Below are 22,740 nucleotides of genomic sequence, written 5' to 3' on the forward strand. Positions count from 1 at the left end.
TTACTCGGGGGTGGCCGGGCCGCGCGACGGCGAACGGCGCGGACGCCGGCGCTTGCGCGTGCCGGTCGACGCAGCGGGGCCGCCCATGCCGCCCATGCCGCCATCACCCGCCTCGCGCGGCAGGCGCGCCACTTCCTCGATCATGTCGGCGCGCGTCACGTCGTCGGCATTGGCCAGGTCCATCCACCACTGTGCCAACACGCTGTCGAATTCGCCGGCAGCGGCGCGCAATTGCAGGAAGTCGCAGGCGGCGCGGAAGCGCGGTTGTTCGATCATGCGGAAAATCGTCTTGCCCATGCGGCGCTCGAAACGCGGCTGCATGAACCAGATCTCGCGCATGTCGGACGAGAAGCGACGCTGGATGGCCAGCTTTTCCGTCTGTTCGTCCAGCACCGAATCGGCTGCCTGGGACAGCGCGGGTATGGTGTGTTCGCCCTGCGCGCGCAGCTGCTTCCAGCGCACATCCACCTGCTGCCACAGCAGCGCGGCAAACAGGAAGCTGGGGCTCACGGTCTTGCCGGCGCGCACGCGGGCGTCGGTGCGTTCCAGCGCCAGCTCCACGAAGTGTTCGCCACCGGGCTGCTCCAGCACCACGTCCAGCAAGGGCAGCAGGCCGTTGTGCAGGCCGTCGGCGCGCAGCTGGCGCAGGCAGTCCATGGCGTGGCCGCAGGTCAACAGCTTGAGCATTTCGTCGAACAGGCGCGAGGCCGGCACGTTTTCGATGAGCTCGGCCATGGTGCTGATGGGCTCGCGCGTGGCGGGGTCGATCGTGCCGTTGAGCTTGGCGGCGAAACGCACGGCGCGCAGCATGCGCACCGGGTCTTCGCGGTAACGCTTGACCGGGTCGCCGATGATGCGAACCTGGCGTTTTTTCAGGTCGGCCACACCGTTGTGGTAGTCGATGACTTCCTCGGTGTGCGGGTCGTAGTACAGCGCGTTCATGGTGAAGTCGCGGCGCTTGGCGTCTTCTTCTTGTGACCCGAACACGTTGTCGCGCAGGATGCGGCCGTGCTCATCGGTTTCCTGCTCTTCGGACGCCGGGGCGCGGAAGGTGGAGGTTTCGATGATTTCCTGGCCAAACACCACGTGCACCAGCTGAAAGCGGCGGCCGATGATGCGCGCGCGGCGGAACAGCGGGCGGATCTGTTCGGGCGTGGCGTTGGTGGCCACGTCGAAATCCTTGGGTTCCAGTCCGACGATCAGGTCACGCACCGCGCCGCCCACGATATAGCCTTCGTAGCCGTGCTGGCGCAAGACTTCGCAGACCTTGATGGCGTGGCGAGAAACGTTACGGCGATCAATGCCGTGCTTGTCGCGCCCAATGCGCAACGGCCCCCGGGGTGCCGGCGCGAACAAGCGGCCGACGAATTTTTTTATGGTTTCAGTGATCATTAGGACTTCGAGTCTTCCATGTGGTCGAACAAGTCGATCACTTGCCAGCCACGGTCCTTTGCGATGGTGCGCAGGGTCGGGCTGGGGTTGGCGGCGATCGGACGGGTCACCTTTTCCAGCAGAGGCACATCATTGACCGAATCGCTATAGAAAAACGATTCGGGGAAATCCGCAAGCGCCAATCCCAGATTGGACAGCCATTCGTTCACGCGCACAACCTTGCCTTCCTTGAAACTGGGCGTGCCCAGGATGCGGCCGGTATAGCGCCCGCGCAGGTATTCGGCGTCGGTGGCGACCAGGTAGGGCACGCCGAAGGCGCGCGCGATGGGGGCGGTGACAAAGCTGTTGGTGGCCGTGACGATGGCGCACAGGTCGCCGGCGTCCAGGTGGGATTGCACCAGCGCGCGCGCGTCGGCCGTGATGGACGGGCGGATGACTTCGCGCATGAATTCTTCGTGCCAGTCGGCCAGGTCGAACGGCGAATGCGCCGCCAGCAGGCCCAGCATGAATTCGGCGGCCTGTTCGGCGGTGAGTTCACCGCGGTTGTAGCGGTCCATCAGGTCGTCGTTCTGGCGACGGGCCTGGACGGGGTCTCCCGCGCGGCCGGTGCGGGCCAGGTAGTCGGCCCATTGATAGTCGCTGTCCAGCGGCAACAGGGTGTGGTCCAGGTCGAACAGGGCGAGACGTCGGGATGTCATGTGCGTTGCGAATCAGGATCTGCGAGCATGGCGCGCAGCAATGGCAGGGTGATGGGACGGCCGGTGGCCAGGGAATAGCGGTCAAGCGCGTCGATCAACGCGGCCAGTTTGCGGATGTCGCGTTCGTGATGAATCAGCATCCAGTTGATGATTTCGGGAGCCAGGTGCATGCCGCGTTCGGCGGCCTGCGCGGACAGCGCGGCCAGCTTGTCGGCGTCGGACAGCGGGTCCAGGCGAAACACCAGGTCCCAGCCCAGGCGGGTGCGCAGGTCTTCGCGCAGCGGCATGGACAGCGGGGCGCGGTCGCCGGCCAGCGCCAGCGCGAACGCGCGGCCCGTGGCGGCGGATTCACGCCAGCGGTTGTACAGCGCGAACAAGGCGGCCTGGCGGCTGTCGTCCATGCGGTGCACGTCGTCAACCGCCACGAATTTCGGCATGGGCGATTTGGAATCGGCTTCGGCCAGGCGGCGCAGCATGGTTTCGCCCTTGGCCGGATCAACGAAGACGGCGTCCGGCCGCGCGGTCAGGGCGCGCAGCAGGTGAGTGCGGCCGCAGCCCGCGGCGCCCCATATATACAGCGCGCGACCCGGATTGAGCGCGCGCACGGCCGCCAGCGCTTCCCCGTTGGGGCCGGCGATATAGTTGTTCAGCGATGGCGCTGGCGCGGGAAGAACGTCGAGCAGCAGCTGGCGGTTCATGAGAGGTTATCAATCAGGCTTGTTCGGTACTTCCAATGCCCTGCGCGGTACGTCTGCGCAAGGCTCGCTGCGGCGCGATGGGCATGCCGGTGTTGCCGGAAAAGCCAAAAAACGGTGATACACGGGGCCGATTCGGGTAATGCCCGCCAGAAACTGGCAAAATCCAACCCGGCCAACCCAACACTTTAAACCACCTGGGGGGATGGTGTCGCGCTCAAGGGCTTTGCCAGGCTTGGGTTTGCGCCCTTTTTGCCCCCCGGCCAGCCCGTCTCGCCCCCGCCGCTTTCGCGGCGCCCGGCCAGTCCGAACCCTGCACAGGCCCGCAACATCGTAAAATGCGGGGCGTTCCACCAAATTCCCAGCAATTGTTACATACCCCACGGCATTTCTCATGACGAATCAACCTAAAGCCCCCTTGACCTACCGCGATGCCGGTGTCGACATCGACGCAGGCGACGCCCTGGTCGACCGTATCAAACCCCTCGCCGCGCGCACCATGCGCCCCGGGGTGCTGGCCGGTATCGGCGGCTTTGGCGCGCTGTTCGAAGTGCCCAAGAAGTACAACGAGCCCGTGCTGGTGTCGGGTACCGACGGCGTGGGCACCAAGCTGCGCCTGGCGTTCGAATGGAACCGCCACGACACCGTGGGCATCGACCTGGTCGCCATGAGCGTCAACGACATCCTGGTGCAGGGCGCCGAGCCCCTGTTCTTCCTGGACTACTTTGCCTGCGGCAAGCTTTCGGTGGACACGGCGGCGTCGGTGGTGGGCGGCATTGCCAAGGGCTGCGAATTGTCGGGCTGCGCGCTGATCGGCGGTGAAACCGCTGAAATGCCGGGCATGTACCCGGACGGCGAATATGACTTGGCCGGCTTTGCGGTGGGCGCGGTGGAAAAGTCCGCGATCATCGACGGCAAGTCGATCAAGCCGGGCGACGTGGTGCTGGGCCTGGCCTCCAGCGGCGTGCACTCCAACGGTTTTTCGCTGGTGCGCAAGATCATCGAACGCGCCGGCGCCAAGCCGACCGACGACTTCCACGGCCAGCCGCTGGTTGACGTGGTGATGGCGCCCACGCGCATCTACGTCAAGCAAGTGCTGGCCGCGCTGGCCAAGCACGGCACCGACATCAAGGGCCTGGCCCACATCACCGGCGGCGGCCTTCTGGACAACGTGCCGCGCATCCTGCAAGCCGGCCTGTCGGCCAAGCTGCATCGCGACGGCTGGGAAATGCCCAAGCTGTTCCAGTGGCTGCAAGAGCAGGGCGGCGTGGAAGACACGGAAATGCACCGCGTCTTCAACTGCGGCATCGGCATGGTGCTGGTGGTGGATGCGGCCCAGGCCGACGCCATCGCCGCGACCTTGCGTGAGCAAGGTGAAACGGTCAACAAGATCGGCGAAATCGTCGCGCAGGCCGAAGGCATGGCGCAAACCTTCGTGGTGTAAGCCCGACTGGTTTCGCTTCGCGTGCATGAGCATGAAATAACCCGCCGTTGGCGGGTTTTTTCATGGGCGGGCCCGAAGCAGCTCGTGCTGTCGCCGGCGTTTCGCCGCGTTTCGCCACGTTTTGCCACGCGCGAGGCGCGACTTGGCCAAGCATCATTCTGCTACGAGCGCTTGCCCGCCAGCGCCAGCGCTACCGCGTCGATGGTTTGCGCCACCGCGTCGCTGGCCAGGCAGTCGACGATGACGCGGTCGGGCTGGGCGCGCAGCCAGGTGATCTGGCGCTTGGCTAGTTGGCGCGTGGCGGCAATGCCCTGTTCACGCGCGGTGGGCAGGTCGACCTCGCCGTCCAGATGCGCCCACATCTGCCGATAGCCCACGCAGCGCACGGACGGCAGCCCCGGATGCAGATCGGCCCGGGCGCGCAGCGCGCGCACTTCGTCCAGCAGGCCGTTGGCCAGCATGGCGTCAAAGCGCTGTTCGATGCGCGCGTGCAACGCGGCGCGCTCCGACGGTTCAAGGCTGATGGTCAGGTAGTGGTTGGCGTCGTCGTCGGGCTTTTGCTGGCCGCGCGACAGCAATGCGGACATCGGCTGACCCGTCAATTGGCAGATTTCCAGCGCGCGCTGGATGCGCTGGCTGTCATTGGGCGCCAGGCGCGCCGCCGTGATGGGATCTTGCCGCGCCAGTTCGGCATGCAGCGCGGGCCAGCCCTGGATGGCGGCGCGCGCTTCGATTTCGGCGCGCAAGGCGGGGTCCGCCTGAGGCAGGTCGTCCAGCCCATCGCGCAGGGCCTTGTAGTACATCATCGTGCCGCCGGCCAGCAGCGGAATGCGCCCGCGCGCACGGATCTCGTCGATCAATCGCAGCGCATCGGCGCGAAACTCGGCGGCCGAATACGACTGCGCGGGGTCCAGGATGTCCAGCAGGTGCTGCGGTACGCGGGCCTGTTCCTCGGGCGAGGGCTTGGCGGTGCCGATATCCATGCCTCGGTAGATGGTGGCCGAATCGACGTTGACGATTTCCATCGGCCAGCGCTCGGCCAGGGCCAGGGTGGACGCGCTTTTGCCGGCGGCCGTGGGGCCGGCCAGGCAAATCACCAGCGCAGTATCGGGGGGCAGGGAAGAGGGCAAACTTATTGTCCGCGCAGAAAGAGCTTGTCCAGGTCGGACACCGACCATTGCACCCAGGTCGGGCGGCCGTGGTTGCACTGGTCGGCGCGTTCGGTGGCTTCCATCTGGCGCAGCAGCCCGTTCATTTCTTCGACGGTCAATCTGCGGTTGGCGCGCACCGATCCGTGGCACGCCATGGTGGACAGCAGTTCGTTGCGTTGTTCGGTCAACAGGCGCGATACGCCCACGGCGCCAAGGTCACGCAACACCGCGCGTGCCAGCGTTTCGATATCGCCGCGCGCCAGGATGGCGGGCACCGAGCGCACGGCGATGGACGTGGGGCCGGAAGGGCGCATCTCGAAACCCAGCTCGCTGAGCTGCTCTTCAAATTCCTCGATCAGCGCCACGTCTTTTTCCTGGGCGTGGAACACCACCGGCACCAGCAGGTCCTGGCGCGGCAGGCTGCGCGCGTCCAACGCCTGCTTGAGCTGTTCGTAGACGACGCGCTCGTGCGCGGCGTGCATGTCCACCAGCACCATGCCCCGGCGGTTCTGCGCCAGGATGTAGATGCCGTGCAGTTGCGCCAGCGCCATGCCCAGCGGGTGTTCCTCGTCCATGGGCAAGGAGGGCGCGGGCCGGGGCTCGCTGACCGGCGTGACCTGGGCGGCCGTATCGTCGTTCAGGGGGCGATACAGGGATTGCCAGTCGGCGGCGGGGATGCCGGCGGGCTCGCTATGCAGGCGGAACGGCACCTGGGTGTGAGCGCGTTGCGGCGCGGGCGACGGACGCACGCCGTAGGCGGCGTTCTGGCCGGTGTAGCCGGGGCGAAGGGCGTTCGGCGCGGTACCGGAGGCACCGTGGCCGTCCTGAGTGCGTGCGTGGGCGGAGGCGGCGTCCGCGACGGCAGTGTGACCGGCATCGGCACCGGCGCCGAAGCCCGACCCAGAAGCCAAGCTCGATCCGGAACCCGATCCGGAAACTGAACCGGCCCCCAAGCCCGAGCCGGCCCCCAAGCCCGAGCCGGCCCCCAAGCCCGAGCCGGAACCCAAGCCCGAGCCGGAACCCAAGCCCGAACCGGCCGCCAAGCCAGAACCCGAACCCAAGCCAGAACCGGAGCCCCCTGCCGCCGTAGCCGACGCCACGGTCTCAAAGCCGCCGTCTTCCTCCTGCTCCTGCCGCGAAGGCGTGACGGCGGACGAGCCGCCCGTCTGCGCCAGCGTCTGGCCCACGGCGTGCGACACAAAACGGTGCACCGCGCCGCTATCGCGGAAGCGGACTTCGTGTTTGGCCGGGTGCACGTTCACGTCCACGGCGGCCGGGTCTATGTCCAGGAACAGCACGTACGCGGGTTGGCGGTCGCCGTGCAGCACGTCGGCGTAGGCGGCGCGCAGCGCGTGGCTGACCGTGCGGTCGCGCACGTAGCGGCCGTTTACGTACAGGTATTGGCGGTCGGCGCGGGCGCGGGCGGCGGTCGGGCGGGTGATCATCCCGGCCAAGCTCACCGTGCCGACCGAGTGCGACAGCAGCAGCCCGTGCTCGGCGAATTCCGCGCCCAGCACGTCGCGGATGCGCTGGGGCGGCTCGGCCGGCAACCATTGCCGCTGCGCGCGATCATGGTGAAACAGGCGGAACGCAATCTGCGGATGCGCCAGCGCGATGCGTTCCATCGCGTCAACGCAATGGCCGAATTCGGTGGCCTCGGACCGCAGGAATTTGCGCCGCGCCGGCACGGCGTCGAACAGCTGGCGCACGTCCACGGTGGTGCCGGGTGGGCCGGAAGCGGGGCTGACCTGCATGCTGCCCGCATCGATCTGCCAGGCATGCTCGCCGTCGCGGGTGCGCGAAATGATGGTCACCTGGGCCACCGAGGCAATCGACGCCAGGGCCTCGCCCCGAAATCCCATCGACGCCACCGATTCCAGTTCGTTCAGCGAGCGGATCTTGCTGGTGGCGTGACGCGCCAGCGCCAGCGGCAGCTCGTCGGGCGGAATGCCGCCGCCGTCGTCCGTGACGGCAATGCGGCGGATGCCGCCGCCTTCCAGGCGCACTTCAATGGCGCGGCCGCCCGCATCGATGGCGTTCTCAAGAATTTCCTTGAGCACGGAGGCGGGCCGCTCGATGACTTCGCCAGCGGCAATCTGGCTGATCAACAGGTCGGGAAGCGCAAGAATGGAACGGCGTTCTGTCATTAGGCTTAAGTCTGATGGTGCTGTGTGGACGATTTTAGCGTCATGGGCCGGTGGGCTATAGTCGCGAAGGTTTAACCTTCCTTCCGACTTCCAGGCCGCTGAATGCTCGAATTTTTCAATATGGTCCTCCACATCGACAAGACGCTGGGCGTCTGGGTCGCGCAATATGGCGTGTGGGTGTACCTGGTGCTGTTCCTGATCGTATTCGCCGAGACCGGCTTGGTCGTGTTGCCGTTCCTGCCCGGCGATTCCCTGCTGTTCATCGCGGGCGCATTCGGCGCCACGGGGCATATCGACCCGGTGTTGATGGCCGTGCTGCTGATCGTGGCCGCCATTTCCGGAAACACGCTGAACTACATGATAGGGCGCTACATCGGCCCGCGAGTGTTCTCCATGAACTTGCGCTTTCTGGACCGGGGCGCGCTGATGCGCACGCACGCGTTCTACGAAAAGCACGGCGGCAAGACGATCGTCATGTCGCGCTTCATTCCCGTTGTGCGCACGTTCGCGCCCTTCGTGGCGGGCGTGGCCGATATGTCGATGTCGCGCTTCCAGATGTTCAACATCCTGGGCGCCCTGTTCTGGGTGATCAGCCTGGTGGCGGCCGGTTATTTCTTCGGCAACATCCCGCTGGTGCGCGAACACCTGAACACCATCGTCCTGCTGGGCCTGGCCGCCGCCATCGTGCCCGTGGTGGGCGCGGGCGTGTTCAAGCTCATCAAGTCACGCCGGGCGTAACAGCCCAAGGGCCACCCCGCGCAACGCTGCGCGGGGTCGAAAAAAGGGCGATGCGCCATCAAGCGCATCGCCCTTTTTTTATCCCGACCGTTGTTGCGGTTGTTGGGGGTTACGCCGGCGGGTTCAGCTGACGTCGCCCAGACGCGCCAGCGGGGGGTTGGCCGTGAAGTAGCGTTGAATGCCGGTCATCATGGCTTGCGCCAGTTTGTCCTGGTGCGAATTGCTGCGCAACAGGGCTTCTTCCTGTGGGTTGCTGATGAAGGCGGTTTCGACCAGCACCGAAGGGATGTCCGGCGCCTTCAGCACGGCAAAGCCGGCCTGCTCGACGCTGTTCTTGTGCAGGCGGTTGATCTTCTTGATTTCGTCCAGGAAGGCGTTGCCCACCTTGAGCGAATCGTTGATCTGCGCGGTGGTGGACAAGTCCAGCAGCACCTTGGCCACCTGACGGTCGTGGCTGCCCAAGTTGACGCCGCCGATCAAGTCGGCCGCGTTTTCCTTGTCGGCCATCCAGCGCGCCTGCGCGCTGGACGCGCCACGTTGCGACAGCGCGAACACCGACGAGCCGTTGGCCGACGGCTTGACCCAGGCATCGGCATGGATCGAGATGAACAGGTCGGCATGCACGCGGCGGGCCTTTTGCACGCGGACATGCAGCGGCACGAAATAATCGTCGTCGCGGGTCAGGTAGGCGCGCATGTAGGGCTGGCTGTCGATCAGCGCTTTCAGGCGCCGGGCGATGCGCAGCACCACGTCTTTTTCGCGCAGGCCGCTGCTGCCGATGGCGCCGGGATCTTCGCCGCCGTGGCCGGGATCAAGCGCGATGGTCAGCATGCGCTGCTTGCCACGGCCGGCGGTGGCCGGGGGCGACTTGGGCGCGGTGGGCAGGGGCGGGGCCGGCTGCTGGCCGCGCACGCGCGGCGGCTCGGGCGGGTCGGCCCGCGTAACCGGGTTGCGCTGGATGTCTTCCAGGATGCGCGCCAGGGGGTCGTCGACGTCGGGGCCGCTTTTGTTCAGGATCGCCACCAGCGGGTCCTGGGCGATCTTCGGATACAGGTCCAGCACCAGGCGGTACTGGTAGTCGGCCACGGGCTTGAGCGTGAATACCTGCGGCGCCACGGGCTGCTTCAGGTCGAACACCAGCCGCACCACGTTCGGGCGGTTCTGCGCCACGCGCAGGCTTTGGATATAGGGGTCGTCGGGGCGGACCTTGGAGACCAGGTCGTTCAAGGCCGCGCTAAGGGTCAGTCCCTCGATATCCACGACCAGCCGATGGGGATTTTCAAGCGTGAATTGTTCCGCCTTCAGCTCGCTATCGAGCTCCAGCGTGACCCGGGTGTATTCGTCGGCCGGCCAGGTACGTACGGCCAGGATCGTTGCCGCCTGCGCCAGACGCGGCAGGACCGGCAAGACGAGCAGAGTGGCGGCGACGCTGATCAGGCGTCGTCGGGTGGCGCCTGCCGAGGGAAGGGCGCCGTCTTCGGCGGGGGGACAATCGCGTTCAACCATGTTTGTCCTCGTGCGGTGTACGCGGTCAGGGTGGCGTCGCGGCCCTCATCGGCATAAGCCAGGGAAATCAGCAAGTCGGGCGGGGGCAAAAGGCCCTCGGCCCGCTCCGGCCATTCGATCAAAACCACCGCGTCTTCACGCAGTAAATCCCGAAATCCTGCGTCCAACCATTCGCGCGAATCACTAAATCTATAAAAATCAAGATGATAGAAGTATAAGTTAGAAACTTTATAGGATTCAAGCAGCGCGTAGCTGGGACTTTTGATTCGGCCGGTGATGCCGCATTCGCGCAACAGGGCGCGGGTGAAGGCCGTTTTGCCCGCGCCAAGGTCGCCTTGCAGGTGTATGCAGGCGCCGGCGGGCCCGGTCTGTCCCCCGGAAACCAACGGGGCAAGCTGCCGCGCCAGCGATTCCGTGGCGGCTTCGTCGGGCAGGTGCAAGGTCAGGCTGCAAAGAGGGGCGGACATGGCGCGGGGCGAGTGGTAAAAAACGGTGGAGGGATTTCGGATTTCCGCAATTATAGGAATGCGGGTTTCTGCTAATCTATTTAGTGATTTTCATTCTCAATAAGTCGCTTGCGGCCGACGCCGCGTTTTGCGACTGTCAGCCGCCACGGAGTTGTACGCGCCATGAAGACCCGCATCGAAAAAGACACGTTTGGGCCGATCGAAGTCCCCGAGGATCACCTCTGGGGCGCCCAAACGCAACGTTCGCTGCATTTTTTCGCGATTTCCACGGAAAAGATGCCTGTCCCGCTGGTCAACGCCATGGCGCGCCTGAAGCGGGCGGCCGCCAAGGTCAATGCCGAGCTTGGTGAGCTGGACCCGAAGATCGCCGACGGCATCATTCGCGCGGCCGACGAAGTCATCGCCGGCAAGTGGCCCAACGAATTTCCGCTGTCGGTCTGGCAGACGGGGTCGGGCACGCAAAGCAACATGAACATGAATGAAGTGCTGGCCAATCGCGCGTCGGAACTGCTAGGCGGCGTGCGCGGCGAAGAGCGCAAGGTGCACCCGAACGACCACGTCAACCGCGGCCAGTCGTCCAACGATACGTTCCCGACCGCCATGCACGTGGCCGCCGCCGTCGAAGTCGAACATCATCTGCTGCCCTCGCTGAAGCAGTTGCGGGCCACGCTGGCCGAGAAAAGCGCTGCCTTCTATGACATCGTCAAGATCGGCCGCACGCACTTGCAGGACGCCACGCCCTTGACGCTGGGCCAGGAACTGTCCGGCTATGTGGCGCAGCTGGATCTGGCTGAACAGCAGATCCGCGCCACGCTGCCCGGCCTGCATCAGTTGGCCATTGGCGGCACGGCGGTGGGCACGGGCCTGAACGCGCATCCCGAATTCAGCGCCAAGGTGTCGGCCGATCTGGCGCATGCCACCGGCACGGCCTTTGTGTCGGCGCCCAACAAATTCCAGGCACTGGCCTCGCACGAGGCCTTGCTGTTCGCGCACGGCGCGTTGAAGTCGCTGGCGGCCGGGCTGATGAAGATTGCCAACGACGTGCGCTGGCTGTCCAGCGGCCCGCGTTCGGGCCTGGGCGAAATCAGCATTCCGGAAAATGAGCCGGGCAGCTCGATCATGCCGGGCAAGGTCAACCCCACGCAGTGCGAAGCCGTCACCATGCTGGCCGCGCAGGTCTTGGGCAACGACGTCGCCATCAATATCGGCGGCGCCAGCGGCAACTTCGAACTGAACGTGTTCAAGCCGCTGGTGATCCACAACTTCCTGCAATCGGTGCGCCTGCTGACGGACGGCATGGCCAGCTTCAACGCGCATTGCGCGGCCGGCATCGAACCCAACCACGAGCGCATCGCTGAACTGGTCGACCGGTCACTGATGCTGGTGACGGCGCTGAACCCGCACATCGGTTACGACAAGGCCGCGCAGATTGCCAAGAAGGCGCACAAGGAAGGCTTGTCGCTGAAGGAGTCGGCGCTGGCGCTGGGTTACGTGACCGAAGCGCAGTTCGCCGAGTGGGTGGTGCCCGGGTCCATGACCAACGCGCACAAGTCGTAAACGTCTGGGGACAGGGCTCAAGCACAGGGCCAAGCCCAAGCCCAAGCCCAAGCCCAAGCCCAAGCCCAGGCCCAAGCCCAGGCCCAAGCCCAAGCACAAGCCCAAGCCCAGCCCAAGCCCCACAAGGCTGCCCGACCCGGCAGCCTTTTTTTCGTCGGATCAGGGCTGCCCGGCCAGCAGCAGCCACATCGGTATCGTCACCGCCGAGAACAGCGTGCCCAGCGATATCAGCACCGCCACCATGCGCCCGTCACCCCCCATGCGCATGGCCAGTACATAAGCGGCCGAGGCCGTCGGCAGCGCCGCGAACAGCAGCAGCATGCGCGCTTCCAGCGGCGGCAGGCCCAGCAGCATCGCCACGCCCAGCGCCACGGCGGGCAGCGCGACCAGTTTCACGGCCAGCATCCAGGCGATCAACGTGCCGTAACCCTTGCCGCCTTCCCATGCCAGGCTGGCGCCTACGCAAATAATCCCCAGCGCCAGCGCCGCCGCGCCCAGCCGCCCCAGCACCGTGTCGACGGGGCCGGGCAGGTGCAGGCCCGCCAGGTTGCATGCCAGTCCAACCAGCGTGGACACGACCAGGGGGTTGCGCGCCAGTTCGCGCAGCAGATTGCCGCCGTTGTGGCGCGCCAGGCCATAGACCGCGGCCACATTGGCCATGGGCACGGCAAAGCCGACGATCAGCGCCATCACCGTCTGGCCCTGCGTGCCGGCAAGGCTTGCCGACAGCGCCAGGCCGATATACGTGTTGAAGCGGTACCCGCACTGGGCCGACGACGCCAGCCCCACCGACGACGGCCGCAACACCCAGCCGGCCAGCCACGCCATCGCCACGCCGGCCACCACCACCGCCGCCGTGGCCTGTAGCAACATGGCCGCGTTGCCCGCGGTGATGGGCGTGCGCAGAATGGATTGGAACAGCAGCGCGGGGAACAGGACGAAGTAGACGAGACGCTCGGTGCCCGCAAAAAACTCGCGCGAAAAACCCAGCTTGTGACGCAGCGCCCAACCGAGCGCGACCAGCATGAAATCAGGGAAAACCAGGAAGGCGACCGACATGAGGAAAGGGTGTTTTAACAGCGCGTTGACCGGGGATCGGCACGCTATGCGGGTGTAAGCATTTGCTGCTATTCTCCGTCATTCTGGCGGGCGCGTCTGCCACAAGCACCTTATAAAAGCAGCGCCACACACGCTGCACAGAAGCAATGCGCTCCCACCGTTATCTGCTGGCCCGTCCACAGGCGGAGACCATCTCAAAACGGTCCGTTTACATACGGGCTCGCACTCTTGGAGGAAACACACCTATGAATAAAGTTCGCTCCCTGGCCGTTGCTATCGCTTTGGCTACCGGCGCCGCCGGCACGCTTGGCGCCTCCGTCGCGCATGCCGCCGACAAGTACCCCAGCAAGCCTATCCGCGTGATCGTTCCGTTCGCGCCCGGCGGTTCCACCGACATCATCGCGCGCCTCGTGACGCAACGCATGAGCCAGGAACTTGGCCAGCCGATGGTCGTGGAAAACAAGGGTGGCGCGGGTGGCGCCATCGGTGCCTCTGAAGCCGCGCGCGCCGATGCCGACGGCTACACGCTGTCGATCGCCACGGTCTCGACCATGGCCGTCAACCCGGCCTGCCGTCCGAAGGACCTGCCGTACGACCCGATCAAGGACTTCCAGCCGGTCACCAACTTCGCCAACACGGCGAACGTGGTTGCCGTGAATCCGAAGTTCCCCGCCAAGGACTTCAAGGGCTTCATCGAAGAACTGAAGAAGAACCCCGGCAAGTACTCGTATGGCAGCTCGGGCACGTGCGGCGTGCTGCACTTGATGGGCGAATCGTTCAAGATGGCCACGGGCACCGACATCGTGCACGTGCCGTACAAGGGTTCGGGCCCGGCCGTGGCCGACGCCGTCGGCGGCCAGATCGAAATCCTGTTCGACAACCTGCCGTCCTCGATGCCGCAGATCCAGGCGGGCAAGCTGAACGCCATGGCCATCGCCTGGCCCGAGCAGATTCCCGCCGTCAAGGGCGTGCCCACGTTCAAGGAAGCCGGCTTCCCGGTGCTGAACCAGCCGGTCTGGTACGGCCTGCTGGCCCCCAAGGGCACGCCGATGGAGGTCGTGAACAAGCTGCGTGACGCTGCCGTCGTGGCCTTGAAGGACCCGAAGGTCATCAAGGCGCTGGACGACCAGGGCTCGGCGCCGTCGGGCAACACGCCTGAAGAGTTCGCCAAGGAAATCAAAGAGCAGTTCGACTGGGCTCAAGACGTGGTGAAGAAGCAGAACATCAAGCTGGATTGATCCGGCTTGGGGCTGGCTGCCTAGCCGGTTCCTGATGCTGAAATGAGACGGGCGCCCTGACGGGCGCCCGTTTTTTTTTATGCCGTGCAGTGATGCCGGCACGACGGCGACACGACGGCGACACGACGGCGACACGACGGCGGCCGGATGCGCGCGCGGCCAGCCTTGCAACGTCGGCCCAGCTGCTCCAGCTGCTCCAGCTGCTTCAGCTACTCCATTTACCCGAACTACCCCGCCACATCCAAGGACGCCACGCGGGCGGCGCAGGCCGCGCGCAGCCGCTCGATCAGGTCAGCATGCAGCGCCGACAAAGGGTCCTGGTTGCGCACCATGATGCTGATCGGCACGCGCAGCGCGGGCTCCAGGCGGCGCAGGCTCATGCCGGGACGCAACATGGCCTGCGCGGTGATGGCGTCGACAATGGCGTCGCCGCAACCCGCGTCCACCAGCGCGCAGGCCACGTAATGCGTTTGCACCTGGATGGAGACTTGCGGCGCCAGCCCCTGTGCGTCCAGCGCCATTTGCAGCAACGCGCCGGACGCATCGCCCGCATCCAGCACGATCAGCGTTTCACCGGTGGGATCGGCCAGTTCGGCCAGGCGCATGGGCCCCGTGGCCGGCCGACGGCTCAGGTGCACGAGCTCGGTGTGGCCCAGGCCGGTGCGCGTCAGGCCGGGATAGTCGTTGGTGTCGAAGGTAATGGCCAGGTCCAGCTCGCGCGTGAGCAGGCCTTGCACGAGTTCCGCACTGTGATGCGTGTGGATGTCGAACGTGATGCCGGGCTGCGCGTCGCGGCTGTCGCGCACCACGCCCGGCAGCAGGCCCAGACCCAGCGCGGGGGCGCAGCCCAGCCGCAAATGCCCATGCGGCCGGTCGCGCAGGTTGGCGACCAGCCGGCGCACGCTGTTCAGGTCCTGGTTCAACCGCGCGACCTCGGGCGTCAGGATCTCGGCTTCTCGCGTGGCCACCAGCCGGCCTTTGACGCGATCAAACAGCTTGAAGCCCAGCTGCGCCTCGGCGTGCGCCAGCAGCTTGCTGGCGGCCGGCTGCGAGATATGCAGCGCGGCGGCCGCCTCGGTCAGGGAACCGGTACGACGGATCGCTTCGAAGATTTCGATGTGGCGCAGGCGCATGGCAGGACAGGATAGGGGACCGGAACCGCGATTCTAAGCGGTTGACGGCGCGCGACCCGCTGGCCGATCATCATGGACGCCTGCCGGACACCCGGCGCCACCCTGGAGCTCACCATGCGCGCTTGCCGCCACGCCGCCGCCATCTTGCTTGCCGCCACCCTGACGGCCAGCATGGCCCCCGTCCCGGCCGCCTGGGCCCGCACGCCGGCCACCGAAGACATCAACCCCGAAGCCGCCAGCGGCGCCAAGGCGCGCGAACTGGTTCGCGCCAAGCATTACATGATGGTGTCGGCCAACCCGCTGGCTACCGAGGCGGGCGATGCCATGCTGCGCAAGGGCGGCTCGGTGATCGACGCCGCCATCGCGACGCAGCTGGTGCTGAACCTGGTCGAGCCCCAATCGTCGGGTATCGGCGGCGGCGCCTTCATCGTGTGGTATTCGGCCAAGTCCGGGCGCATCCAGACGGTCGACAGCCGCGAAACCGCGCCCGCCGCCGCGCGCCCCGACCGTTTCCTGGACGCCGACGGCAAGCCGCTGCCGTTTGCGCAGGCCGTCAACAACGGCATGTCGGTGGGGGTGCCGGGCTTGTTGCGCGGCCTGGAACTGGCCCACAAAGAAGCGGGCGTCCTGCCCTGGGCCGACCTGTTCCAGCCCGCCATCGACCTGGCCGAACAGGGCTTTGCCGTGTCGCCCCGCCTGCACACGCTGCTGGCCGGCAACAAGGCGCTGCCCACGCAGGCCGCCGCCGCGGCGTATTTCTACGCGCCCGACGGCGCGCCCTGGCCGGTAGGCCATGTGCTGAAAAATCCCGAATTCGCGCGCACGCTGCGCGCCGTGGCCAAGCAGGGCGCCGATGCGTTCTACCAGGGTGACATCGCGCGCGACATCGTGGCCGCCGTGCATGGCCACGCCAAGCCGGGCGACCTGACTCTGGCGGACCTGGCCAACTACCGCGCCAAGACGCGCGACCCGGTGTGCGGGCCGTATCGCGGCTACCAGTTGTGCGGCATGGCGCCGCCCAGCAGCGGCGGCATCGCGGTGTTGCAGATGTTGGGCGAGCTGGAACAGTATCCGGTCGCCACCTACACGCCCGGTTCCGTGCAGGCCGTGCATTATTTTTCCGAGGCGGGCCGGCTGGCCTTTGCCGACCGCGACTTCTACGTGGCCGATCCGGACTTCGTCAACGTGCCGGTGCGCGCGCTGCTGGATCCGGCCTATCTGCGCGCGCGCGGGGCGTTGATTCCGCCCGACCGCAGCATGAAGGTGGCCCTGCCCGGCGACCCCGAAGGCAAGCTGCTGACCCTGGGCCGCGACAACGCGCTGGAAGTGCCGTCCACCAGCCACCTGGTCGCGGTGGACGCCAAGGGCAACGCGCTGTCCATGACGACCACCATCGAAAGCGAGTTCGGCAGCAAGATCTTCGTGCGCGGCTTTTTGCTGAACAACGAAATGACGGATTTTTCTTCGTCATTCAAGGACCCCGAAGGCCGGCTCGTGGCCAACCGCGTCGAAGCGGGCAAACGGCCGCGCAGCTCGATGGCGCCCATGATCGTGCTGCGTGACGGCAAGCCCTTCATGCTGGTGGGATCGCCCGGCGGCAGCGCCATCATCAACTATGTGGCCAAGACCATCGTGGGCGTGCTGGATTGGGGGCTGGACATGCAGGCCGCCATCGCGCTGCCCAACATGGGCAGCCGCAACAAGGAAACCGAACTGGAAAAGGGGACTGCGCTGGAGGCGCTGGCGCCCGCGCTGGAAGCCATGGGCCACCCGGTGCGCATCACCGAATTTCCCAGCGGGATACACGGCATCGTGATCGATGCGCAGGGCTTGCAAGGGGGCGCGGACCCGCGCCGCGAAGGGCTGGCAAAGGGCGGTTGAAACCGCCCGGGGCGGCAGGAAGGCGGGGCGCGATGCGCACCCGCCCATTTCAGGCAAGGCCCATGCGTTGCCGCCCCGCCTGATCGACGCTGTGACGTCCGATCAAACGGTCCCGCGACCCCGCAATGCCGCCTCAATCCAGCGAGGCCGGGTCGATCTCCATGCGCGCTTCCTTGCGGTGCGCCACGTACGTCACGCCCCACATCACCACGCCCAGCAGCAGCAACCAACCCGCCACCTGATATTGGATGACGTCGCGCCCGGTCAGCGGGGTCACCATGAACAGGCACGCCGCCGCGCCCAGCCACGGCACGATGCGATTGATCGTGAAGTGCTGATGCTTGACCTTGTCGCGGCGCAGGACCAGCACCGCCACGTTGACGAAGGCGAACACGCCCAGCAACAGCAGCGCCGTGGTGCCGCCCAACGCGCGGATGGCTTCGGAGTCGGCCAGCGACACCAGGATGATCAGGCCGAAGGCCAGCACGGTCGTGAACAGAATGGCCGTCCACGGCGTCTGGTTCTTGCGATGCACGTGCGCCAGAAAGGCCGGCAGCACGCCCTGGCGCGACATGCCGTACAGCAGGCGGCTGGCCATCATCATATTGATCAGCGCCGAATTCGCCACGGCAAACATCGAGATGATCGGCATGATGTATTCCACCGGCAGGCCCGGGGCGGCGCGCTTGACCACCAGCACCAGCGGCGTCGAGCTCTTGGCCAGTTCGCCCACCGGCACCAGCGCCACCGCGCAGATCGACACCAGCACGTAGATCACGGCCGTAATGCCCAGCCCCGTCAACATCACCTTGGGAAAAATGCGGCTGGGCTCGTGCGTTTCCTCGGCCATGTTGACCGAGTCCTCGAACCCGACCATCGCGAAGAACGCCAACGCGGTAGCCGACGTGACGGCCAGGAACACGCTTTTATCTTCGGGCGTGTCGAACGCCACCACGCGCGAGAAATCCGCTTGCCCGCCGGCGATGGCATAAAAGCCCAGCAAGATCACCATCAGCAGGCCCGACAGCTCGATCAGCGTCAGCACCACGTTTGCCTTCACGCTTTCGGCCGCGCCGCGCAGGTTCACCAGCATCACCAGCAGCATGAAGCCCAGCGCGCCGAACGTGATCCAGGTCTTCTCGGCCTTGATGCCGAACGCGGCGAACAGGTTCGCGGCGAACGCCTGGGACGCCGTGGCCGCCGATGTCAGCCCCGAACACATGACGGTGAAGCAGACGATGAAGGTCAAAAAGTGCACGCCGAACGCCTTGTGCACATACAGCGCCGCGCCGGCCGCCTTGGGGTACTTGGTGACCAGTTCCAGGTAGGACAGCGCGGTCAGCAGCGCGATGGCAAAGGCCACCAGGAAGGGCAGCCAGGCCGCGCCGCCAACTTCGGCGGCGACCTGGCCGGTCAATGCATAAACGCCTGTGCCCAGGATGTCGCCAACAATGAACAGCAACAGCAGCTTGGGGCCCATCACGCGCTTGAGCGGCGCGTTTTCCGATTGCGATGGGGCTTTTACATCGGTTGTAGCCATCTTCTTTTTCTCCTCTTTCTTTGACTCGCGGGAGGCGACCCGAAAAGTCTAAGGGGAGGACGTAGCAGCCGTTGCTACAGCGGTGCAACGAAATGTCTTAGTTGTTGGTATTCGTTGATGGCGCCTCTTGCAGCGCGGGCGGCAGCTTGCGCAAGGTAGCGGGCGTGCGCGACAGCTTGATGGGCGAGCCCACCCCCTTGTAGTCGCCCTGTTCCACCACCATGCCGCGATGGCGCGTGTGCGGGTGCGCCAGCGCCTCGTCCACCGTCTGCACCGCCGCGGCGGGCACGCCCGCGCGCAGCAGGCGGTCGGCCAATGGCGCGGCGTGTTGCGGCGCCAGCAGGTCGGACAAGGCGTCGCGCAAGGCCTGGCGGTTTTGCAGGCGATCGGCGTTGGTGGCAAAGCGCGGGTCGGCGGCAAGTGTCGGCGCGTCCAGCACCTGCGCCATCAATGCAAACTGCCGGTTGTTGCCCACGGCCAGGAAGATCGGGCCGCTGGCGGTGGGCAGCGTTTCGTAAGGCGCGATGTTCGGATGCGCGTTGCCACTGCGCTTGGGCACCTTGCCGCTGTAGAAAAAATTGGCGGCGTGCGGATGCAACAGCGACAGCGCGCAGTCGTACAAAGTGATGTCCAGGAACTGGCCCAGGCCGCTGCGATGGCGTTCGTTCAGCGCCAGCAGGATGGCGACGGCGGCGTTCAAGCCAGTCACCATGTCCACCACCGGCAAGCCCACGCGCGTGGCGTCGCCGTCGGCTTCGCCGTTCACGCTCATCAGGCCGCACATGGCTTGCGCGCAGGCGTCGTAGCCGGGCAAGCCGCCCAACGGGCCATCGGCGCCGAACCCGCTGACGCGGCAATGCACCAGCTTGGGAAACGCCTGGCTTAACGTGTCAAACCCCAGGCCCCATTTTTCCAACGTGCCGGGCTTGAAGTTCTCGACCAGCACGTCCGCGTCGGCCAGCAGATGGCGCAGCAGTTCCTGGCCCGCCGGTTGCGACAGGTCCAGCGTCATGCCTTCCTTGTTGCGGTTCACGCCGATGAAGTACGAAGCCGTGTCGCCCAGGAAAGGCGGCCCCCAGCCGCGCGTTTCATCACCGCCCGGCGGTTCGATCTTCAACACGTCGGCGCCGTGGTCGGCCAGGATCTGCGTGCAATACGGGCCGCCCAGCACGCGCGACAGGTCGATGACTTTGCAGCCGGCAAGCGCGCCGGCGTTCGGTAGGGTAGGGGCCATGGGTGGTCTGCTTCAGTCGATGGAAACGTTGGCGCTCTTGATCAGCTCGCGCCACTTGGGGACTTCGGTGGTGATGAACGCGGCCAGGCCTTGCGGCGTCTGGTCCTGCGCGGCAACGATGCCTTGCGAACGCAGCGTCTGTTCGATGGCCGGGTCCGACAGCGCCGTCTTGAACGCGCGGTTCAAGGTATCGACCACATCGGCCGGCGTGCCCTTGGGCGCCACGATGCCGAAGAAGACGCTGACGTCGTAGCCCGTCAGTCCTTGCTCGGACAAGGTGGGCAGGTCGGGCAATGCGTCAGAGCGTTGCGCGCTGGCCAGCCCGATGGCGCGCAGCTTGCCGGCCTTGATGTAAGGCAGCGCGGTCAGGATGTCGGTGAATGACATCGATACCTGCCCGCCCAGCAGATCGTTCAGCGCCGGGCCGGTGCCCTTGTACGGGATGTGCATGATCTTGGTGCCGGCCATCTGGTTGAACAGAATGCCGGCCAGATGCGATGACGCGCCGTTGCCCGACGAGGCGTAGCTGAGCTTGTCCGGATTCTGCTTGGCGTACGCAATGAGCTCTTTGGCGTTGTTGACCGGCACCGACGGGTTCACGACCAGGATGTTGGGCAGGTGCCCCAGGCGGATGATCGGCGCGAAGCTGGTCTCGGGGTTGTAGCCCTGCTTCTTGTAAAGGCTGACGTTGATGGCCAGCGGGCCGGACGTGCCGAACAGGATCGTGTAGCCGTCGGGCTTGGCCGACGCCACGTATTCCGAGCCGATGTTGCCGCCCGCGCCGCTGCGGTTTTCCACGATGACGTTCTGCTTGAGCGGTTCACGCAGTTTTTCGGCCAGGCGGCGCGCCATGGCGTCGGTGGGTCCGCCCGGCGGGAACGGCACGATCAACGTGATGGGTTTGGCGCTGGGGTAAGCATCGGCCGCCAGCGCGGGCGCGGCGGGCGCCACGGTGGTGGCCACGGCCAGCAGCAAGGGGGCAAATAGGCGTTTCATGGTGGTGTCTCCTGTGAGGGGGGCGCGCCGGCTGTGCCGCCGGCGTCGCGGATTACAGCGCGTACTGCAAGATGGCCTGGCAGGCGGCGCTTTCGTTGGGGGGAATGGCGTAGGGGTCGCGCGGCGCCAGGCGGTGCAACAGCACCTGGTCGGCCAGTTGCGCACGGCTTTGCATGCCCGCGTCCGTGGCTTCCCAGCGCAAGGCGGCCATGGACACGGCGTGGTAAAGCAGGGACGCCGCCTGGCGGGCCAGTTCGGCGTGGTCGCCCATGGCGGCGTGCTCGGCCAGCGCAAAGGTCTTGGCCAGCGCGTCGGCCTGCAACGCGGCCAGCGCGGGCGGGCAGGGCGCGCCGTCTGCCAGCAGCTGGTCGATATGGGCGCGCAGCGCGGGCAGCGAATTTTCTTTCCTGATGGCGCGCAGCACGTCCAGCGCGACGATGTTGCTAGTGCCTTCCCAGATGGATCCCAGATGCGCGTCGCGCACCAGGCGCGGCTCGGTCCATTCTTCGATATAGCCGCAGCCGCCGCGCACTTCCATCGCGTCGCCCGTCACCTTGCGTGCGTCGCGGCAGGCGCGGAACTTGATCAGCGGGGTCAGGATGCGCGCCAGCGCCGGGTCGGCCATGCCCTGGTCAGCGTCGGCCAGCGCGCGCGCCGTCTGGAACATGACGCTGCGCGCCTGCTCGGCCCAGACCGTCATCTTGACCAGCTGGCGTTGCATCAGCGGCATGTCGATCAGGCGCTTGCCGAAGGCGCGGCGCTGCTGCGATACGAAGATCGCTTCGGTCACCGCGCGGCGCATCAGCCCGGCCGCGCGCATGCCGTTGGACAAGCGCGAGTTATTGATCATGTCGGCCATGTGCTTGAAGCCCCGGCCGCGCTCGCCCACCAGCCAGGCCACGGCGCCTTCCAGCCGGATTTCGCCGCTGGCCATGGACCGCGTACCCAGCTTGTCTTTCAGACGCAGGATGCGGTAGTGGTTGTGGCTGCCGTCGGCCAAGTCGCGCGGCAACAGGAACAGCGAGACGCCTTTCAGGCCGGGCGCGGTTTCGCTGCGCGCCAGCACCATCGCAAAACCCGCGTCGGGATTCGAGCAGAACCACTTGTCGCCGTGGATGCGCCAGCTGCCGTCCGCTTGCAGGTCGGCGGTGACTTCGGTGGCGCTGACGTCCGAGCCCGCGCCTTGTTCCGTCATGAACATGGCGCCTTGGCGCAACGCGTCGAAATCCTGCGTGGTCACTTGCGGCAGCACGCGTTCCACCAGCGCCGGGTCGCCGAACTTGCGCAGCGTGCGCGCCAGCGAATCGGTCATGCTGACCGGGCAGCACAGGCCGAATTCCGCTTGCACGAACAAATGGCTCAACGCGTACTTGGCGGCGGCCGGCATGGGTTCGGGCCAGCCCAGCACGCCGCCGCGATGCGACAGCGCGGCCAAGCCGAATTCGCTGTACGCCAGCCGTTCCAGTTCCACATAGGCGGGGTGCTTGTCCACCCGCGATTCGTCGGCCCCGGCCCGGCTGCGCACCGACAGCGTGGGCGGATGCTTGTCCGCCGTGGCGGCCAGTTCGTCCATCACGCCTCCGGCCAGGCCGCCCAGGCGTTCCAGGTGGGGCAGCAGGTGGGCGTGCAGCGGTGCGGGCAGGTAGCGCCGGCTGAGCGTGGCGGCGTAGGGGTCGGCAGTGAACAGGTTCAGCCCGCGTGAATCCGGCACCGGGGTGGAGGCGGCGGAAGTGGCAACGGCGGGATTGGGGCGGGCGGGGGCGTCCATGGCGGCATCCTGCGAAAAATCGGGAAGATGGCCGATGTTGCGCGGGTAGATTAATCTATGCAAATACCGTTTTGGTGTAGAACAATCCATAAAAAA

General features: G+C 66.2%; 18 protein-coding genes. 5 read left to right on the plus strand and 13 right to left on the minus strand.

The features are described 5' to 3' along the window. The 3 genes from pcnB to hda are packed head-to-tail and all read right to left on the minus strand — an operon-like array spanning position 1 to position 2,788. A complete protein-coding gene (pcnB, locus tag DVB37_RS04020; RefSeq protein WP_104143481.1) occupies positions 1-1,392 on the minus strand; it encodes a polynucleotide adenylyltransferase PcnB in 1,392 nt (463 codons plus the stop codon). Continuing rightward, positions 1,392-2,090 (minus strand): HAD family phosphatase, encoded by a 699-nt coding sequence (locus DVB37_RS04025; protein ID WP_120153950.1) that lies wholly within the window; start codon positions 2,088-2,090, stop codon positions 1,392-1,394. The genes pcnB and DVB37_RS04025 overlap by 1 nt, the downstream gene beginning before the upstream one ends. Beyond that, positions 2,087-2,788, minus strand: coding sequence for a DnaA regulatory inactivator Hda (gene hda / locus DVB37_RS04030; RefSeq protein ID WP_046806465.1), 702 nt, complete (start codon positions 2,786-2,788; stop codon positions 2,087-2,089). The genes DVB37_RS04025 and hda overlap by 4 nt, the downstream gene beginning before the upstream one ends. A gap of 391 nt (positions 2,789-3,179) precedes the next feature. Here hda and purM point away from each other — a divergent pair, with 391 nt between their 5' ends. Then, positions 3,180-4,229: a phosphoribosylformylglycinamidine cyclo-ligase gene (gene purM / locus DVB37_RS04035; protein WP_104143482.1), complete on the plus strand. Its 1,050-nt coding sequence runs from the start codon at positions 3,180-3,182 to the stop codon at positions 4,227-4,229. 161 nt (positions 4,230-4,390) lie between these two features. On the opposite strand, the gene miaA is transcribed toward purM, so the two are convergent. Both miaA and mutL read right to left on the minus strand, forming a co-directional pair. Continuing rightward, complete coding sequence (gene miaA, locus DVB37_RS04040; protein ID WP_162941153.1) at positions 4,391-5,359, minus strand: tRNA (adenosine(37)-N6)-dimethylallyltransferase MiaA; 969 nt, start codon at positions 5,357-5,359, stop codon at positions 4,391-4,393. A 2-nt stretch (positions 5,360-5,361) separates the two neighbouring features. Then, positions 5,362-7,527, minus strand: coding sequence for a DNA mismatch repair endonuclease MutL (gene mutL, locus DVB37_RS28600; RefSeq protein ID WP_240434035.1), 2,166 nt, complete (start codon positions 7,525-7,527; stop codon positions 5,362-5,364). A 102-nt stretch (positions 7,528-7,629) separates the two neighbouring features. Here mutL and DVB37_RS04060 point away from each other — a divergent pair, with 102 nt between their 5' ends. After that, positions 7,630-8,265, plus strand: a complete 636-nt coding sequence (locus DVB37_RS04060) for a VTT domain-containing protein (protein WP_082134590.1) — start codon at positions 7,630-7,632, stop codon at positions 8,263-8,265. A 123-nt stretch (positions 8,266-8,388) separates the two neighbouring features. Here the strand turns inward: DVB37_RS04060 and DVB37_RS04065 are convergent, their stop codons facing one another. After that, complete coding sequence (locus DVB37_RS04065) at positions 8,389-9,771, minus strand: N-acetylmuramoyl-L-alanine amidase (protein WP_162941154.1); 1,383 nt, start codon at positions 9,769-9,771, stop codon at positions 8,389-8,391. Continuing rightward, positions 9,699-10,238, minus strand: coding sequence for a tRNA (adenosine(37)-N6)-threonylcarbamoyltransferase complex ATPase subunit type 1 TsaE (gene tsaE / locus DVB37_RS04070; RefSeq protein WP_104143484.1), 540 nt, complete (start codon positions 10,236-10,238; stop codon positions 9,699-9,701). The genes DVB37_RS04065 and tsaE overlap by 73 nt, the downstream gene beginning before the upstream one ends. A gap of 162 nt (positions 10,239-10,400) precedes the next feature. Between tsaE and fumC the strand changes: the two genes are divergently transcribed. Continuing rightward, the gene (gene fumC, locus DVB37_RS04075) at positions 10,401-11,795 is read left to right on the plus strand and encodes a class II fumarate hydratase (RefSeq protein WP_104143485.1); all 1,395 of its coding nucleotides are present in this window, start codon (positions 10,401-10,403) and stop codon (positions 11,793-11,795) included. A 159-nt stretch (positions 11,796-11,954) separates the two neighbouring features. Here fumC and DVB37_RS04080 read toward each other — a convergent pair whose 3' ends face one another. Further along, positions 11,955-12,854, minus strand: coding sequence for an AEC family transporter (locus tag DVB37_RS04080; RefSeq protein ID WP_104143486.1), 900 nt, complete (start codon positions 12,852-12,854; stop codon positions 11,955-11,957). A 245-nt stretch (positions 12,855-13,099) separates the two neighbouring features. Here DVB37_RS04080 and DVB37_RS04085 point away from each other — a divergent pair, with 245 nt between their 5' ends. Continuing rightward, positions 13,100-14,092, plus strand: coding sequence for a tripartite tricarboxylate transporter substrate binding protein BugE (locus DVB37_RS04085; RefSeq protein WP_046806457.1), 993 nt, complete (start codon positions 13,100-13,102; stop codon positions 14,090-14,092). A 227-nt stretch (positions 14,093-14,319) separates the two neighbouring features. Here the strand turns inward: DVB37_RS04085 and DVB37_RS04090 are convergent, their stop codons facing one another. Next, complete coding sequence (locus DVB37_RS04090) at positions 14,320-15,225, minus strand: LysR family transcriptional regulator (RefSeq protein ID WP_104143488.1); 906 nt, start codon at positions 15,223-15,225, stop codon at positions 14,320-14,322. Positions 15,226-15,339: 114 nt separating this feature from the next. Between DVB37_RS04090 and ggt the strand changes: the two genes are divergently transcribed. Further along, positions 15,340-17,106, plus strand: coding sequence for a gamma-glutamyltransferase (gene ggt, locus DVB37_RS04095; RefSeq protein WP_120153952.1), 1,767 nt, complete (start codon positions 15,340-15,342; stop codon positions 17,104-17,106). Between the two features lie 133 nt (positions 17,107-17,239). Here ggt and DVB37_RS04100 read toward each other — a convergent pair whose 3' ends face one another. From DVB37_RS04100 to DVB37_RS04115, 4 genes are all read right to left on the minus strand, one after another. Next, entirely contained in the window at positions 17,240-18,646 is a 1,407-nt protein-coding gene (locus tag DVB37_RS04100; RefSeq protein WP_104143491.1) for an APC family permease, read from the minus strand. 97 nt (positions 18,647-18,743) lie between these two features. Further along, positions 18,744-19,880, minus strand: coding sequence for a CaiB/BaiF CoA-transferase family protein (locus DVB37_RS04105; RefSeq protein WP_104143492.1), 1,137 nt, complete (start codon positions 19,878-19,880; stop codon positions 18,744-18,746). Between the two features lie 12 nt (positions 19,881-19,892). Continuing rightward, positions 19,893-20,876: a tripartite tricarboxylate transporter substrate binding protein gene (locus DVB37_RS04110; protein ID WP_104143494.1), complete on the minus strand. Its 984-nt coding sequence runs from the start codon at positions 20,874-20,876 to the stop codon at positions 19,893-19,895. A 52-nt stretch (positions 20,877-20,928) separates the two neighbouring features. After that, positions 20,929-22,644, minus strand: a complete 1,716-nt coding sequence (locus DVB37_RS04115) for an acyl-CoA dehydrogenase family protein (RefSeq protein ID WP_120157386.1) — start codon at positions 22,642-22,644, stop codon at positions 20,929-20,931. Positions 22,645-22,740: the final 96 nt, after the last annotated feature.

It is taken from the genome of Achromobacter sp. B7, assembly GCF_003600685.1.
Classification (GTDB): Bacteria; Pseudomonadota; Gammaproteobacteria; order Burkholderiales; family Burkholderiaceae_B; genus Achromobacter; species Achromobacter spanius_B.

What these genes read in the sequence shown, in the direction of transcription:
- DVB37_RS04090 (WP_104143488.1), bottom strand. Translation starts at nt 15,225, where the DNA reads ATGCGCCTGCGCCACATCGAAATCTTCGAAGCGATCCGTCGTACCGGT.
- mutL (WP_240434035.1), bottom strand. Translation starts at nt 7,527, where the DNA reads ATGACAGAACGCCGTTCCATTCTTGCGCTTCCCGACCTGTTGATCAGC.
- DVB37_RS04065 (WP_162941154.1), bottom strand. Translation starts at nt 9,771, where the DNA reads ATGGTTGAACGCGATTGTCCCCCCGCCGAAGACGGCGCCCTTCCCTCG.
- ggt (WP_120153952.1), top strand. Translation starts at nt 15,340, where the DNA reads ATGCGCGCTTGCCGCCACGCCGCCGCCATCTTGCTTGCCGCCACCCTG.
- DVB37_RS04060 (WP_082134590.1), top strand. Translation starts at nt 7,630, where the DNA reads ATGCTCGAATTTTTCAATATGGTCCTCCACATCGACAAGACGCTGGGC.
- DVB37_RS04105 (WP_104143492.1), bottom strand. Translation starts at nt 19,880, where the DNA reads ATGGCCCCTACCCTACCGAACGCCGGCGCGCTTGCCGGCTGCAAAGTC.
- DVB37_RS04110 (WP_104143494.1), bottom strand. Translation starts at nt 20,876, where the DNA reads ATGAAACGCCTATTTGCCCCCTTGCTGCTGGCCGTGGCCACCACCGTG.
- DVB37_RS04115 (WP_120157386.1), bottom strand. Translation starts at nt 22,644, where the DNA reads ATGGACGCCCCCGCCCGCCCCAATCCCGCCGTTGCCACTTCCGCCGCC.
- DVB37_RS04100 (WP_104143491.1), bottom strand. Translation starts at nt 18,646, where the DNA reads ATGGCTACAACCGATGTAAAAGCCCCATCGCAATCGGAAAACGCGCCG.
- pcnB (WP_104143481.1), bottom strand. Translation starts at nt 1,392, where the DNA reads ATGATCACTGAAACCATAAAAAAATTCGTCGGCCGCTTGTTCGCGCCG.
- purM (WP_104143482.1), top strand. Translation starts at nt 3,180, where the DNA reads ATGACGAATCAACCTAAAGCCCCCTTGACCTACCGCGATGCCGGTGTC.
- fumC (WP_104143485.1), top strand. Translation starts at nt 10,401, where the DNA reads ATGAAGACCCGCATCGAAAAAGACACGTTTGGGCCGATCGAAGTCCCC.
- tsaE (WP_104143484.1), bottom strand. Translation starts at nt 10,238, where the DNA reads ATGTCCGCCCCTCTTTGCAGCCTGACCTTGCACCTGCCCGACGAAGCC.
- hda (WP_046806465.1), bottom strand. Translation starts at nt 2,788, where the DNA reads ATGAACCGCCAGCTGCTGCTCGACGTTCTTCCCGCGCCAGCGCCATCG.
- DVB37_RS04025 (WP_120153950.1), bottom strand. Translation starts at nt 2,090, where the DNA reads ATGACATCCCGACGTCTCGCCCTGTTCGACCTGGACCACACCCTGTTG.
- DVB37_RS04080 (WP_104143486.1), bottom strand. Translation starts at nt 12,854, where the DNA reads ATGTCGGTCGCCTTCCTGGTTTTCCCTGATTTCATGCTGGTCGCGCTC.
- DVB37_RS04085 (WP_046806457.1), top strand. Translation starts at nt 13,100, where the DNA reads ATGAATAAAGTTCGCTCCCTGGCCGTTGCTATCGCTTTGGCTACCGGC.